Origin of the sequence: Sphingobacterium alkalisoli (genome assembly GCF_005049105.1) — a bacterium.
Taxonomy (GTDB): domain Bacteria; phylum Bacteroidota; class Bacteroidia; order Sphingobacteriales; family Sphingobacteriaceae; genus Sphingobacterium; species Sphingobacterium alkalisoli.
This window is the reverse complement of record NZ_SUKA01000001.1, coordinates 1,043,470-1,059,365: the sequence shown is the minus strand read 5'-3', so window position 1 is coordinate 1,059,365 and position 15,896 is coordinate 1,043,470. Positions and strand designations below refer to the sequence as shown.

Annotated in this window: 9 protein-coding genes; 2 read left to right on the top strand and 7 right to left on the bottom strand. The window is 41.4% G+C overall.

All coding sequences use genetic code 11. The features are described from left to right. Positions 1 to 107: 107 nt before the first annotated feature. Positions 108 to 3,464, top strand: coding sequence for a SusC/RagA family TonB-linked outer membrane protein (locus tag FAZ19_RS03975; RefSeq protein WP_136819287.1), 3,357 nt, complete (start codon positions 108 to 110; stop codon positions 3,462 to 3,464). A 36-nt stretch (positions 3,465 to 3,500) separates the two neighbouring features. Then, the gene (locus tag FAZ19_RS03970) at positions 3,501 to 5,555 is read left to right on the top strand and encodes a RagB/SusD family nutrient uptake outer membrane protein (RefSeq protein ID WP_136819286.1); all 2,055 of its coding nucleotides are present in this window, start codon (positions 3,501 to 3,503) and stop codon (positions 5,553 to 5,555) included. Between the two features lie 149 nt (positions 5,556 to 5,704). Here the strand turns inward: FAZ19_RS03970 and FAZ19_RS03965 are convergent, their stop codons facing one another. From FAZ19_RS03965 to FAZ19_RS03935, 7 genes are all read right to left on the bottom strand, one after another. Beyond that, entirely contained in the window at positions 5,705 to 6,244 is a 540-nt protein-coding gene (locus FAZ19_RS03965) for a GNAT family N-acetyltransferase (protein WP_136819285.1), read from the bottom strand. A gap of 152 nt (positions 6,245 to 6,396) precedes the next feature. Further along, positions 6,397 to 7,284: a S1 family peptidase gene (locus FAZ19_RS03960; protein WP_136819284.1), complete on the bottom strand. Its 888-nt coding sequence runs from the start codon at positions 7,282 to 7,284 to the stop codon at positions 6,397 to 6,399. A gap of 2 nt (positions 7,285 to 7,286) precedes the next feature. Continuing rightward, a complete protein-coding gene (locus tag FAZ19_RS03955) occupies positions 7,287 to 8,780 on the bottom strand; it encodes a redoxin domain-containing protein (RefSeq protein ID WP_136819283.1) in 1,494 nt (497 codons plus the stop codon). Positions 8,781 to 8,862: 82 nt separating this feature from the next. Then, positions 8,863 to 10,320 (bottom strand): PKD-like family lipoprotein, encoded by a 1,458-nt coding sequence (locus FAZ19_RS03950; RefSeq protein ID WP_136819282.1) that lies wholly within the window; start codon positions 10,318 to 10,320, stop codon positions 8,863 to 8,865. 15 nt (positions 10,321 to 10,335) lie between these two features. After that, positions 10,336 to 11,079 (bottom strand): DUF4843 domain-containing protein, encoded by a 744-nt coding sequence (locus FAZ19_RS03945; RefSeq protein WP_136819281.1) that lies wholly within the window; start codon positions 11,077 to 11,079, stop codon positions 10,336 to 10,338. Positions 11,080 to 11,082: 3 nt separating this feature from the next. Further along, a complete protein-coding gene (locus tag FAZ19_RS03940) occupies positions 11,083 to 12,498 on the bottom strand; it encodes a RagB/SusD family nutrient uptake outer membrane protein (RefSeq protein ID WP_169305557.1) in 1,416 nt (471 codons plus the stop codon). Positions 12,499 to 12,517: 19 nt separating this feature from the next. Next, complete coding sequence (locus FAZ19_RS03935; RefSeq protein WP_188876063.1) at positions 12,518 to 15,760, bottom strand: SusC/RagA family TonB-linked outer membrane protein; 3,243 nt, start codon at positions 15,758 to 15,760, stop codon at positions 12,518 to 12,520. Positions 15,761 to 15,896 lie beyond the last annotated feature (136 nt).

The following is a 15,896-nucleotide window of genomic DNA, read 5'->3' as shown; positions in this document are numbered from 1 at the left end:
AACGCATTAAATTCTTCTTAGCATATGTGCTAAACCATACTTACATCTTCATGTAAGCATTACTTTTTATATACCTACTAAATGAGAACCTAATCAAATATAAATCAATGGAAAAAATCAATGTATTAAGGAAAGAACGACTTATCTTCCTCCTATTCTCCTTCTTAATGATGAGTTCGTGGACTTTTGCGCAGACCACTGGTATAAGCGGTCAGGTCAAAGACAAATCTGGAGAACCGATTATCGGCGCTAATATAAAAGTGAAAGGCGGAACAATTGGGACTACTACGGATGCTAATGGTAATTTTACGCTGTCGGAAGCCCCCGTGGGTAGTATCCTGGTCGTCAGCTACACAGGATACAATACCCAAGAGTTTCCGACCAATGGTCGGACAACTGTCAGCATTACGATAGAAAGCGAGGATCAGGCCCTCGATGAAGTCGTTGTAATTGGTTATCAGACGGTAAGGCGCCGTGACCTTACCGGTTCAGTTGCGTCAGTCGGCGGGAAAGAGCTGGCTACCGCTCCCGTTATTAATGTAGCACAGGCACTACAGGGTAAACTACCCGGCGTCAATGTTATGTCTCAGGATGGCCGACCAAATGCAAACGTATCCATTCGGATCCGTGGCGGGGGATCGATCTCGCAAAGCAATGAACCGTTAGTATTGATCGACGGAATACCCGGAAATATTGCCGATATACCAAGCGATATGGTAGCAAGCGTGGATATCTTAAAAGACGCTTCATCTACAGCAATCTACGGTGCCCGCGGAGCAAACGGGGTTGTACTCATTACCACCAAAAGGGCAAAAGCTGGAAAAAGTACCATCACCTACAGCGGCTTTGGGAAATACAATACGCCGACGGGCTATATGGATGCGTTGAATCCCTATGATTATCTCGCTTTCAAATGGGCCATGCTTGATGCGTACGAAGAGCTGGATTATGTTACGCCATTCAAGGAATTATTTGCGATTGGAGACCAAAAGGGAGCTAATACGGCCGGTATCGACGCATATAGGAATGTCCAACCGTATAACCTTCAACAAGAGCTGTATGGCAGTTCCTTTTCCCACAACCATGATCTATCTATATCAGGCGGAACAGAGATGACTAAAATATTGGTTGCAGCTAGTTACATGGACGAAGCTGGGATGAAATTAATGTCGAATTCTAGAAGGGCCTCCGCTTTCTTTAAGATTGATCAAAAGATCAGCGATAAACTGAACTTTAACATGGATCTACGTTATACAGACAGGCGGAATCAAGGCAATGAAGGGACTACAAGTGGTGCAGGGTCTATTCTGTCGTCTGCCTACCGGTTTCGTCCTATCGCCATTTCCGATATCTTGGGCAATACCGATCTACTTGCGCACGCAACACTGGGTGAAGAGGCCTCGGTGATGTACGGTGTAACTAACCCCGTGAATAGGACTAAGGACATCGATAATCTTGCATTTGAACAAAATTTTCTAGGCACAGCAGGCGCAAGATGGAATATTTTGGAAAATTTGAGCTATTTCAGTGAGTTAACTTTATCCCGCAGGTATACCAAAGACCGAAACTGGCAGGGAAGTACCACGGATCCCAATTTTTTTGTATCTAGCGGAACCATGGAAACTATGGATCGCGTAATCTATGCCGGTAATGCCGACTCTAGGAGAGGCGACAGATGGGGCTTACGCTGGACAAACACACTAAATTATGATGTACTCCAAAATAATACACATCGGCTTACCATTTTAGGTGGTCAGGAGGTAACGACAGGGGGCGGTAGCGATATGCGAATAAACGCGTTACGCTTCCCTTCCAATTTCAAGAAGGAGAATGCCTTTGCGATGATGAACCAGTTTGACAGCAGCATTGCGACCAATATGACGGTAATAACCTCAGAGGTGACCCCAGGTCGTATTCTCTCCTACTTTGGTCGCGCGAACTATTCGCTCTTAGACCGTTACCTTTTCACTGCAACAATACGCGCCGATGGTTCGTCCAAGTTTTCGCCAGAGCACCAATGGGGGTACTTTCCTGCTGCTGCCGTAGCGTGGAGGATATCTAACGAATCTTTTCTAAAAGGCCAGAGCTGGATCAACGATCTGAAACTGCGCGCTTCCTACGGTGAAGTCGGTAATGACGCCATAGATCCAAATCAATGGAACCAACTTTGGATCGCAGAGACCGATCCACGTAGCCAAGGCGCTTTGAATAACTTACTCCAGCCATCATATGACTTAGCTTCACAACAATTTGCTAACCGCAATCTTAAGTGGGAAACGACCGTCACCCGCAATTTAGGTCTCGATTTCACCTTGTTTGACAATAGGTTATCGGGTATGATTGAGGTGTACAATAATAATACAAGAGACCTTTTGATGCTTACAGATATTCCGTCTATTACCGGTTTCAACACCAGTTATGCCAATGTCGGACAAACAAGCAACAAAGGGATAGAGCTCTCGCTTTCAGGTACAATTTTTTCGAATAATGATTGGAATATCAGCGCGGGCGGTAACATCAATTTTAATAATCCTAATGTAGATTTTCTTGCAGAAGGTGTTCAGAGCGCGTACGGCACACAGTTTTTGCAATCGAACCTTCCGAACAATGACTATCTACTAGAAGAAGGAAAGCCGGTCGGAATTGTCATGGGTTATAAGACCACAGGCAGAGGTTTCTACGAAACCAGCGATTTTGCGTATGATACTGCCACAGACAGCTACACACTCAACGATGGGATTCCAGATCTATCTCCTCAATTTGTTGCGCACCACAAAGGCGTCGTACCGGCTGGTCAACAGGCTTATCCCGGCATGCCTAAGTTTGTCGATACCGACGGAAACGGCATCATTGACACCAAGGACTATGTAGAGATTGGTAACATGACACCAAAGCATACGGGCGGTTTAAACCTGAACGTAAGTTACAAGCGTATTGACCTTGCGGCCTACTTCAACTGGAGCTACGGTAATCAGATCTATAACGCCAATAAGCTTGCTACACTGTATAATGGTAATAAAGGTGGAGGTCTTTACGGAAATAAGCTGGACATCGTTAATGACGGTTACAAGGTCTACGATATAGACGCGAATGGCGATTTAGCCCGAGTAACGACGCCGGCAGCCTTAGAGGCGCTTAATCAGCATGCGACATTGCCATTGACATACATGCATCAAGGTTATGTAAGCGACATCGGCATTGAAGATGGGTCCTACCTCCGTCTGAACACATTGACCTTAGGATACAATATGCCATCACAATGGTTGAGCAAAGTAGGCATGAGCTCGTTACGGATCTACGGTACAGTATTCAATGTGGCTACTTTGACGGGCTATAGCGGTATCGATCCGGAAGTCAATGCGAATCCAAATATCAACAATGCGCGCTATCCGACACCGGGCTTTGACTGGGGAGCTTACCCACGTCCACGGCAATACACTTTTGGATTAAATGCATCTTTTTAAGCAAGATTATTTATTGAAATTTTTAAGATGAGAACGATGAAAAAATCACCTATATATATATGTTTAGCATTGACGTTAGCCATGTTTACACAGTGCAAAAACTATCTGGACGTTAATAACCCTGGGGAGAGCGATGATGCATTCGTGACCTCTAGCCCCGAAGAGACCTACAAGACATTATCTTGGTGTTATGGCGAATACCGTACGAATGTAGCGGCTGGCGGAAATTATAATTTTCAGGATCCTTTGGGCTCAGATGCGGAGTACATGAGCGAATTTCCTACGGCAAATAATGTTATTGCCCGTCTACAACCTGAAGCTACGGCGATAGGCAGTCTGGCCACGCAATACAACAGTTTAAATATCATTTTGGCGCGTGCCGCCCGTATTGCAGATGCCATAGAGAAGAAAGGTGTACTTGAACAAGCAGAAGGTACGGATGTATGGACACATCTATATGGCGAAGCGAAAGCCATACGTGCATTATGCGGTTGGGAACTGGTGCGCCATTTTGGCGATGTCCCATTCGGTTACGAGAATCAATATGTACAAGACTATGAATTAACTTCCCGTTTTGAAATAATGGATCAGTTGATCGCCGATCTTCAAGCCGTGGAAGCCCGCATGTACAGAATCGGGCAAGGTAGCATTACGGCCGAGCGTTTGAGCCGCTCCTATGTACACGCGCTTATTGGCGAAATTGCCTTGCATGCAGGGAGCTGGCAGACCATCCGTACCGATATGGGGGACTTATATGGCGATGTGCAGTTTGAAACCAAAGGCACGGATGACGGGCTCTGTAAATACGCCCGTCGTACGGACTATCTAGATTATATCCGTATAGCCGAACAATATTTAGGAAATGCGGTTAACGATGCGGAAATACGAGGTCCTGTCAACTTGATTACCACAGACTCCCGGGCCTTCAACAATCCATTTCAGGCTGTATGGCAGCATATCAACTCCAGAAGATCTAGTCCAGAATCGCTATTTGAGATAGCCTGTGCGCCGGGACAGAGTTCGGAACACCCTTATTCCCAAGGTCGCCCCGGCTCCAATAACGGTGCCGTTGCTGTGCTAAACACATTTGCAGCAATCCGCATTATTCCAGCTTTCTTTTACAACGGTTATGAAGACGGAGACAAACGGCGCGACGTAAGTATGGTCGTAACGGGTAGTGACGCAGCCACGGGTAGAGAAGCGTTGATGCCACTCGGTGCGGGTACCCGAATCGGAGGAGGCGGACCAGCAATCAACAAGTGGGATCAGAACCGCGGAGACAACCCATTAATTTCGAACAATGGCAACCGGGCATCGGGCATGAACTATACGATTATGCGAATGGCCGATGCGATGTTATTGCTCGCAGAGGCCAAAGCAGTGCTTGGTACGGACAATGCAGGTGCAGTCAATCTGGTTAACCAGATCCGTGCAAGAGCATTTGGTGACAACACGCATAATATCTCTGCGCTATCCGGTGAAGCACTCCTGGATGCGATCTACGCGGAGCGAAAATTAGAGCTATTGGGCGAAGGGGATATCCGCTGGGATATGATTCGCTCCGGAAAATTTAACGAAAGAGCAATCGCCGTGCGCCAACAGATGGAAAATATGATGGCAGGCCTGGCAACCAATGGCTATTACACCTTTCCGAGCGGACGTACAATATCAAACTATATCTGGACGAAGCATGTCCAGGTTAACCCGGGCAGCACGGCTGCTGTGGTGACCCAGGAAAGCACGGATCCGAATAATGCAGCATTATACCCCGGATGGAGAGGGATATATAATTGGAACGCTGCTGCGCATGCCGCAGTTTCTGCCAAAAATTTAGCTATCAAGGGTCTATACACCTATATCGATCCCGACGGAGCGGAAGCAGCTGCTTTGGTAGCTGATGGTTACACACGTGTCAATTGGGGTATTGCGATCAACAGCGGGACCAATCCAGCAATGTACAGAGCTGCGATCCTTGACGGTGTAGTTGGGCGTGAGACCAATGCTCCTCGGTATTATCACCCTATGCCGCTTACGGTTATTGACCAGTCAAAAGGTAAAGTTACAAACGGATACGGGTTACCCAATAGATAGGTAACGTATCAGACCTGAAATGTAGGGCTATATAGGCTCCGAGAAGATCCCCTAGATCTTCTCGGAGCCTTTTCTATTTGCCTACCATTGTTTTACCGGCGCGTGTGTGCAGGCCACGTGCGTAGCATATCGGCCTTAAGCTAGTAATCTTATGATGGTCGTCGACCGCTAAATTTTAGTTTCAATTTCATCATTATGTCTGTCTGTTCATCATCACCCAATTTGAAAACATGTCTATCAAATTCAATAAAGCCGTTTTTCTTATAGAAACTAATTGCTCTTGGATTTTCTTCCCAAACACCTAACCAAACATAGTCAGACCCTTTTTGTTGGGCAACTTCCATAGCCTTTCCATAGAGGATTTGTCCGACTTTTTTACCATGAAATTCTTTTAGGACATAAATTCTTTCTATTTCAATAGCCTTTTCGTCTTTTAGTTCTGTTTGGGATGCTCCAAAGTTAATTTTCAAATAGCCAACTACTTTATTTTCAGATAAGGCAAAATAGAATGCTGAATTTTCATTATTGACTTCATCTGTCAACGTTTCAACAGAAAACCCCTCGGCTAAATATTTTTTCATATTTTCTTCGGTGTTACTCCGAGAAAATGTTTCTGAAAATGTTTCCTTACCGATTTTTTGCAATTGCTCAATATCGTTTAATGTTACTTTGTGTAATATTATTTCCATTGCTGTACTATTTCTAAATAACCTTTCGTAATCAGACGAACCTCTATTTCATGTGCCCCCAGTTACCGGAACTGAAGCTAAAATGAGAGATTTTTTTTAAATAAAAAGAACTTTTCTAAACCAAATCGACAAGCACAAAGGTAGGCACTGATTTAATTTAACAATTTCCGCAAAGATTCTACAGGAATCGTAGTTTTTAACACCATCTGTACGCTGCGTCCAGGATCATTATACTGTAAAGTGCGTGTACTGGAAACCGTACCGATAATATTACCTCCACTATCTAACACAGGTCCTCCACTAGCTCCTGCTGCGTAATCGGCAGAAATAGCCATTACATCATAAAAATAAGGATTTTCTTCGGTACCACCAGCTTCTTGAAATTTGGAATTAACCATTCCTTTGGTAAAAAAATAATACATACCACGCGGATGCCCCAATACATAGGCATCATCGCCGATCTCGGCGCCGCTAGATAGTGCTAAGGCAGGAAGTACATCCTTTCCTATATCTAAACGTAACACGGCCAGATCATCTTTTTCAGAAGCGTTGACCACTTCCTTCACAGCATATGTTTTACCATTTGCCATGCGCACTAGCAGCGCTAGAGGTTTATTTCCTTCGCCCATATTAATATAGCCATCTACCACATGGTAATTCGTGACCACGATTCCCTCTTGCCCGATAATATATCCTGTCGCGTTCCCTACATGGGTATTAGCACAACGCGGACAAAGATAAGCGCTTCCAACTATCACGGTAGATTGCAATGCTTTCGAATAAATTTCCCTTGCATGCAAATCCCTCTTATTATTAACTGCCATGGTAAATTGTCCTAAGGTAGGGTGAGCTAACGACTTCTTAAGCTGCTCAGCTGGACTTACTTTTCCCAAAGCAATCAATGAATCTGCTGAAGACACAAAACGTTGTGATATAGCCTGTGTATTGTTTCTAAAATCCTGTGCTTTCAGCAGAGAATATGGTATGGTAGCAGACAAAATGCCTGCTACCATTAGTTTCCCTAATATATTGTTATTCATACCTAGCCTTTCTTGGCAAACTCAATCATTACTGATAGTTCTTTTACTGCTTTATCTGCGTCTGCTGAAAAACCAGATGTATTAAAGCGAATCTGTCCTTTTGGATCAATGATGATCTTTGTAGGAATTCCCTGCACCTGATAGGATGAGGCTACCGCACTGTTCTTAGTTTCTGGATTACGCAAATCCATTAACACATCGAAGGTATAATTATTATCTACTACATATTTCTTGGCATTCTGTGTTGGATCTCCTCCACCTTTTTCCCAAGTGTGTAGAAATAAAAACTTAACATCTTGATCGTCTTTATACTTATTGACAGCCTTCTGCATGGCTGGGAAGGATGCTTTGCAAGGGCCACACCATGTTGCCCAAAAATCTAACACAACAACTTTACCTCTTAGATCGCTTAACTTCACGCTTTTCCCATCTACGTCTTTCAGTTCGAAGTCGTGTGCAGGTTGTTTTATAGCTATTTTCGAAACTTCAGCCTCTAAAAAAAGCTGCTGCGCATTTAGAAGATCTCTTTCGTAAACTAAAAAGTCATTATCCGATCCATTAACGGCAATGTATGCATTCTTTAACTCATTCTTCACCAAATCGGAAGCATTTCCAGCTTTTATAGCTTCTTCCATTAGTGGCAATGCTTCCTTAAAGCGCTTCGTACGTATTAATGCCTGTATATATCCGGCTTTGACATACTGGAATAGACGCGCATCTGTCGCTTCAGCACTTTGCAGTTCTGAATAGCTTTTATGCGCTAAACGATAACCCTCTTCCGGATTACTACCTAACGACAATGCGTGTACATAACTAGAGAGCACGCCATAATAATTGCTTTTTGCACGCATTAAAACATTTTCATCGGGATTTGCTTCAGCCAACATGTTATCGAGCGAAATCTTCGCATCTTCAACTCCTACTTTCAAATATCTTGCTGCAGCATCTGGATTGGTTTGTACCATACCACCGGCCATCATTGCATAGATATTCTCTTTTTTTACTGAATTCCCCTTGCCATCGGTTGCTCCTTTCGCGTATATATCAGCGTAGAATTTCATTTTTTCTTCATTTCCCTTTGCCGCAAATTCCTGAGCAAGGGAATAAGCTAGAAAAGCATAATTACCATTCGGATTTTTCTCAAACAACGCAATAAAACGTTTATCCTTTTCCTTGAGGTCTGTCAATTCGTCTATCTCTTGCATTTTTCCCTGCATTACCAATTGACCATCAGGAAATTTACGTTGGATAAGTTGCTTTGTAATTTCTGCTTTGTCTGTAAGATCTTTATTGGCATAATAGTAATAAGCAAGTAAGTAATCCTCTTCGTTTGCTCCGCTAACTAGTTCTGTTAGTTTCTTGTCGAGCTCGTTCTCATCACTGACCATATTGAGCTCAGTAAGCCGTTGTCGGATACTGTTACCTTTTCCTTGTTGTTGTCCATATGCCGCTATCAGCAAACAAGCGGAAACAATTGTTAAAAAAAACTTCTTCATTTCTTATTTTATAATAAAACTAATATTTGTTCACCCTATTAAAACTTGTATTTTTTGTCATTTTATATTCTGGCAACCTCATCTAGCCGGCATTAGGCAGGCGGTAGCTTAAGTTGACGATGTGGCCGAATCCTGTGAAAACCTTACTTTCACGCGAGGTGTCGCGGTCTCCAAAAGTGGTCATATAGATATATTGGATCTCACCGGTCTCCCCTTTATTCAACGCCACTGTTATCTGTTTCCCTGATTCGGTACCATTTTTCAATATTTTTATATCGGCTACCTGCGTATCAGATGGAAATTCCTGAAACAATGTTACAGTACCATTTGTGCCATCGATTTTGTATATCTTATTCTCCGCCGCAAAGTAGGCATAGTCCCAAACGTTGGATGCAGCAAAAGCGGCTAATTTATCCAAACCGGCAAAACTTGATAACTTATAATATTTTCCACCACTAACTGCAGAAGTAGCACTAAAAGGCAGGTAGTAAATATAGTAATCATTGGAATTGTCTTTCAGTAAAGCGAAATAGTTATTAGATTTACATTGGTCTGCAGCCACCATGGTTCTTCCTACTGCATTCAAACTGAACTGTGCATTTGTCATGGACGTTGTAGGATATGAAAAAGACCTTCCAAAATAAGGAACAGATAAGAATTTTTTATTCTTGTTATCATAAAAATATGTGGGCGAGCCTGTTGAAGAGAAAACAAATGGAAACAACGAATAATCACCTTCAAAAGCTGGTGTAAATTTTCCGTAATCCACAATTTCCGCTCCAAAGAAGTCTTGACCCTCTGCGGCATACAATAGACCTTCATTCACCAAATATTGATCGTAAAGTGTTCCGCTTATTCCGTATCCTGGTTTGTTTAGATAGGTTAATGGGTCAATAAAATAATAATCCAATTCAGAAGTCTGCATCATATTATCAGAATTAAAGACCGTTAATCCTTGATCCGTGAAATAAAGTATTTGCTTAAATTGACCGGAAAAGAAACTTCCAACGGCACCAGAATAGGCTGCAATAACCTTACCCGGATACACCGCGTTATTTAATTCTTCCAGCGTATTATATGATATGTTATCATCGAGATCTCGTATAAAAGAAAGTTGTCCTTTACCATTAACATTATTACCTATAATCCATCCCTGAGAAAATCCGCCCGTTACTTCTACATAGAACAAAGCACTAATAGCTTTGATCTTCGTATCATTGTCTATAACAGAATATTGGAGACTATACGTACCGGTGCCTAGGACAATGACTTCCTTTAAATTCTTTTCTGTCGATAAAACAGTAAAGGTGCTTCCTGTATACAATCGCCACTCATACGAATAACTTTTCTCTGTATTCAATCCTTGTAGCACCGGATAAATATTGATTGAATCTAATTGAGTTATAATATACCTACTTTCTATAGATTCCGGGACAATAGAAAAATCATCAATTTTAGCATACGGCTTAAAATAGCTGTCTTTGTTACATCCTGAAAAGGTGAAGGTTAATAACAAGATAAATATATTTAATGTTTTCATATATCTACTAAATAATTAAAATGTTAATCGATTGCCATTTTCATCCAGAAGTGGTCCATTGTCCTCTTCATACTTTCTTAGCGCAGTCCTCAAACGAAGAGGCATATTATTTACTTCATCATCATAGGTCCAATAGATCGTACCATAATAATCTACAGGATAATACAATCCCTCAAAATCGTAATCGTTGCCATACACGCTATAGACAAACTGCAGTTTAACCACACTAAATTCTCCTAAATAACTTTCCAATGTGCTCCACCAGGATGGTTCAGAAAGAAAATCGTTGAATCTAATCTTATAGCTTTCAATACTATACGTTTTGCCTATTTCCTGTCCTATGGCAGCTTTTTGAAAGTGATCGTTTGGCTTTATGGCAACATATAAGTATTTTGTAGCTTCTTTTAATGCTGCGCCTCTCAGCAGTACAACAGGATAACGTGCCTCCGTCGCTCCAGCGGGAAATTCATACACTGGTAATTCATACTCTACTCCGTCAATTGCCGTTGTACCGGAAGTAGCCTGTAATTGAATAGACCGACTGTAATCAGCCGCTGGTCCCTGTAATCTTATTTTCACATACACCGTATCGCTAGCAATATCGGGAAGCTTATTCGCAAATGAATAAATGGTGCTGTCAGCCTCGAATTCATTAACATATAGAGCCATGGAATCCGGTCCTCTATAATATATTATTTCGTCCCTTTTACAACCTACAAGGAGTAAAAGACAGAATAGCAACATAATTATTTTTCTCATAATCTACTGATAGTAATTGTTAAATTCTTTTTCATTCTCGGGGATAGGGAGTACATATACGGAAGTTCCAAAAGTCGTCGGAGCAAACTGTATTTGGGAAAAATTAAGTCTCTTATAAAAAAAGAACAACTGTCCTTCAGCGTAACATTCCTTTTGATATTCTTTTGTAATCTCCGCTTGAATAAATGTGCTGTTTAAGGTTGATGCATCTTTAGGAAACTCCGTTAGATGCCGTCCTAAACGAACAAGGTTAAGCTGATCTAACGACTCGCTCAAAGATGGTGCTGTTTCAGCCATTATATAGCGAAGTTCACTCATCCGGACAACAGGAATCATTCGATCTAGTCTAGTACTATCTATAGTGGATGTAGAAGTCTGCCAAAATTTGGACGGAAAAAGCACGTCCGAGCTATTCTCAAATAGGTTTCCGTATCGAAGATCATTAGTATTGGCCTCATAGATCGTAGCTATATCCGCGCTAGGACGTGTGAGCCTATATGTTGAATTGATGTAAAAGGTAAAATAAGCATCTACCGCCCAACTAGATAAATCCCGGTTCCTGAGTGCAAACACCAACTCGGACATAAACAACCTATCTTTAATACCGGCAGAACTTGTATTGACAGCTGATTGATCCACAAACGGAAATTTTTCGGAATCAATAACTGTCTTCGCAGCGGTGTAAGCTTCTGAATTTTCACCTTTATACAGATATACTCTTGCCTGAAGCCCTTTGACAGCGTAATAGTTTAGCTTAAATCGCCTTTGCATCGTATTCGCAAAAATGGGATCAAGACCTTCAAGAAGAGTTTCGGCCTCTTTAAGATCGCTCAATACAAAGCCAATTATCTCGGAAACCGATGACGGCCCAACTGAGTATTGATCTATAGATACCTTATAGGGAATAGCCTGTGCTGAAGGATCGACAGCGTATGCCGGAGCAAAGAGGCGCAATAAATCAAAATGGAGGAGCGCACGAATGGCCAAAGCCTCGCCACGGATTTGCTGATAGCTGTTGTTCGACAACACCGATCGATTGGATTCAGAAAATTTTAAAATATTATTTACCGACGCGATCGCATTGTAGGCGCCGGACCACGTTCCCGTTACATATTCCGAGACTTCCAAAGAGGTATAATTATAAGCTCTAGTCTCCACGAATAAATTACCCTCGCCTGATGTAGCATAGTTTTGGGCCAAAGCCGAAACAAATCCCATTGTAAAATTATCGCCGTACAAATTTCGTGATGCAAGACTTGCATACACACCTGATAGTGCCTGTTGAAAACCGGCCTCTGAGGCAAACATTTCATCTTCAGAAAGACTAGACTTCGGCTCTACATTGAGATATTTATCACAGCTGCCCAAAAATACACTTAAAAGTATTGCAAGGATTACATTGATATATATTTTGTTCATATTCATAATTGTTAATATATTAAAGACCGACACGTAGCGAAAGGGCGAACGTTCTGGCAAACGGATTTGCTGTTCCCCGCTCTATTTCAATAGAGCTCCATTGGAAGATATCATTAGTTAACGCCGTAATCAGTAAGCTTCGCAGTCCTACTTTTTTTAACCATGGTTTACTATAAAAATTATATCCTAACGACAATGAGCTAAGTCTAAGTAGGTTATTATCTTGAACAAACCGAGAGGTCAATCTTGTCGGAATTGTATTAACTCCGATACGGGTAAACTGGCTTTCTGCTCCGGGAGCGGACCAACCTAAATCATATGCACGCCTATCCACATTCAGTCTTGGGTCGACCGATTCAACTCGGCTTACCAATGTTTGATTGTATAACTGGCCCCCAAATTGATAATTAAAAATCACCCCCAATTCAAACCCCTTATATGCAGCATTGGATCCGAAATTACCATTCCATTTCGGAATGCTAACTCCCGCTGATATTTTATCTGCTGCATTCCATGTATAAGTACGTTCACCCTCTTTTGTTAAATAGATCTCTGAGCCGGTTACCGGATCAACGCCCAACGATCGCACGACATATATAGCATCTAGAGACTCCCCCTCTTGAAAAAGAACATTAGGATTTGTCTGTGCTACATTGTTGCCATTCAAAAGCTCATTAGAAGCCTTTAGTTTGTTAGACAACTCCTTTAAGATATTTTGATTAGTGAAACCATTCAGATAAACAGACCACAATGTTCCTTTTTCCTTCTTCTCGATGATCTTATAACGAGTTGAAAATTCAAATCCTGTATTTTGTATTTTTCCTAGGTTTTCTGAATAGCTCGAAAAACCGGTAGAGGGAGCCAAGGTAATCGTCGTCAATGAATTTCTGGTAATTTCTCTATACATATCTAGCCTAAGATCCAGACGTTCTCTTAGGATGCTGGCATCCAAGCCAAGATTCAACTTATAAACATTCTGCCAGCTCAAACCCCTATTACCTAAATTGGTTATTACAGCCCCCAGATCACCGTAATAGCTACTTGTAGAGGAATAAGTGTAACGTGTTTGGGCTCCATATGCCGGAATGTTTAATGATCCCGTTGTACCATAACTCCCACGCAGTTTCAAACGATTTACAAAATCATTCCGCTGAAAGAACTTTTCATTGTGAATATTCCAACCCAAACCTGTAGACCAAAATGTTCCAAACCGTTTATCCGTGCCATATTGAGATGATCCATCTCGCTTAATCGAAATATCTGCAAGAAACCGGCTGTCATAGCTATAATTAGCATTATATAATATCCCTACCCTTCTAACCGTACTCTCATCGCCGGCTGGTTTTCCATTTTCTTGATATTGATACGCGAAAAGTAAGTTATCTAACCGATCATGAGGAAAGCCTTCTGCAATAATCTGCGTATAATTTGTATTATTGCTAGCAAAATTCAACGAGGCTGTAGAGAACAATTGATGTGCTCCCCGTGAAAAATTATAGTTCAGGTTTGTTGTACTTTCGTAAGAGGATGATTCATCGTTACGATCCGTATAAGATCCTTTTCGGTTAGGATCTGTAATCGATTCAAAACGGCTATCCTGCGCAGAATAAAATTGATCTGTCCCCCCCACCTGCTTAGAAAAGCTTAAGTTCGATTCTAGGTAAAAATTTGACAAAATATTGTATCTAACTTGAAAATTATTAGTAAATCCAACGTATTTTGTTTGATTAACCGAATTTAATGTTGCGTCATACATTGGGTTGGTCGTTCTGAACAATTGGCCGACGATGGTATAATTTTCTAAATATCGCTGTATATTGCCCTCCTCGTCGTAGGGACTCCAATAAGGATTCTGTTTTAAGTAGTTGTCAAAGCTACCGTAAGGAGATTCATTAGATAAATTTTGATAAACTCGTATGGAGTTTTTGAATTGTAATTTTTGAACCAGATAAGTGAGATCAAATTGTCCAGAATAATTCTTGCGGTCCTGCCCCTTCATTACGCCTTGTTGTAAATCAGCGGAAGCTAGAACGCCGTATCGCAAATACTCATCGCCTCCCTGTAGATTTAAGGAGGTTCTATTGTTATAACCATATTTTACAGGAATCTTTTCCCAATCTGTATCTACACCTCGCTTTACATTCTTTAGACGCTCGTTATAAATCAAACCGTTACGGTAATGCCCCTGACCGAACGACGCGTCATATACACCTGCTCTTTGTTCAAAATCCAATTTTTCAGATGCATTTAAGTAGTTATAAACCGATAAATCCGGAGCAGAAAGCCGAAAATCATTGTTAATGGTCACCTGTACTTTTCCGGGCTTAGGTGCTATGGTATTTACGACCATGACGCCATTCGCTCCGCGAGAACCATAAATAGCGGTAGCCGAAGCATCCTTTAATATAGTGATAGAAGCGATCATATTCATATCCAGATCGACAATACGTTGTAAAGCCACTTCAAATCCGTCTAAGATAAATAAGGGCTGATTCGGGTTTGAAGACAGTTCTCCTCCTAAATTTGGAAATGAATTCTGACCACGCATTTGGATATCAGGCAATTGATTTATATTACCCCCTAGTTCGTTATTCGCTAACATTCTAAAGGAAGGCTCGATAGCCGCAATCCCAGCAAATATGTTATTTGTTGATATTTTCTTTAGTTCTTCACCCGAAATTGTTCGCGCAGCACCAGTAAAGCTCTCCGCACTTCGATTAAAGATACCCGTCACGACAACATCTTCTATTTCTTCTGTTTTTTGATGAAGTTCAATATTGTATTTAACCGAAGCGGTAATAGGAACAAATTGCTTTTGATACCCGAGGTAATTGATCTCCAATTCTCTTGCATACTCTGGGATATTGAGCACAAAATTTCCATCTTGATCACTGCGGACCGTTATATTTTTAACATTAACACCTATAGTGGCACCACCAATAGGCTGTTTAGTATCTGCATCTATTATAGATCCCTGTACGGTCTTATATTCTGCCTTGTCTTCGTCGATTAAGACAATAGTTTTATTTTTAAAAATATGAATGACACCTGTCTGTGTGTTGAAATATTCATTTAGTACTTCGACAATATTGGTGTTTCTGAACTTCGGACTGATCTTCTTGGAGAAATCCAACTTCGAGGAAGTAAAAACGAAATCATATCCGGTTTGTTTTCGAATTTCAGATAGAAATTCATTTAATGTGATGTCCTTCTTATCAATGGTTACCCTTTGTGTCTGAGCACTTGCATTTTCAATAGACATACAGGTGCATGCCAGGGTTACCAAGCATATCCTGAAGAACTTTTTATATAAAGTACGTATATGCATATCCATGTATTTATCCTTCCAATAGCTTGACTAAACTATTGAAAGCTGTTTAGGTTAACTGTAAATGTTT

Coding starts and splice junctions, on each gene's coding strand:
- FAZ19_RS03935 (WP_188876063.1), bottom strand. CDS start 15,760: ATGTCTATTGAAAATGCAAGTGCTCAGACACAAAGGGTAACCATTGAT.
- FAZ19_RS03975 (WP_136819287.1), top strand. CDS start 108: ATGGAAAAAATCAATGTATTAAGGAAAGAACGACTTATCTTCCTCCTA.
- FAZ19_RS03945 (WP_136819281.1), bottom strand. CDS start 11,079: ATGAGAAAAATAATTATGTTGCTATTCTGTCTTTTACTCCTTGTAGGT.
- FAZ19_RS03955 (WP_136819283.1), bottom strand. CDS start 8,780: ATGAAGAAGTTTTTTTTAACAATTGTTTCCGCTTGTTTGCTGATAGCG.
- FAZ19_RS03970 (WP_136819286.1), top strand. CDS start 3,501: ATGAAAAAATCACCTATATATATATGTTTAGCATTGACGTTAGCCATG.
- FAZ19_RS03965 (WP_136819285.1), bottom strand. CDS start 6,244: ATGGAAATAATATTACACAAAGTAACATTAAACGATATTGAGCAATTG.
- FAZ19_RS03950 (WP_136819282.1), bottom strand. CDS start 10,320: ATGAAAACATTAAATATATTTATCTTGTTATTAACCTTCACCTTTTCA.
- FAZ19_RS03960 (WP_136819284.1), bottom strand. CDS start 7,284: ATGAATAACAATATATTAGGGAAACTAATGGTAGCAGGCATTTTGTCT.
- FAZ19_RS03940 (WP_169305557.1), bottom strand. CDS start 12,498: ATGAACAAAATATATATCAATGTAATCCTTGCAATACTTTTAAGTGTA.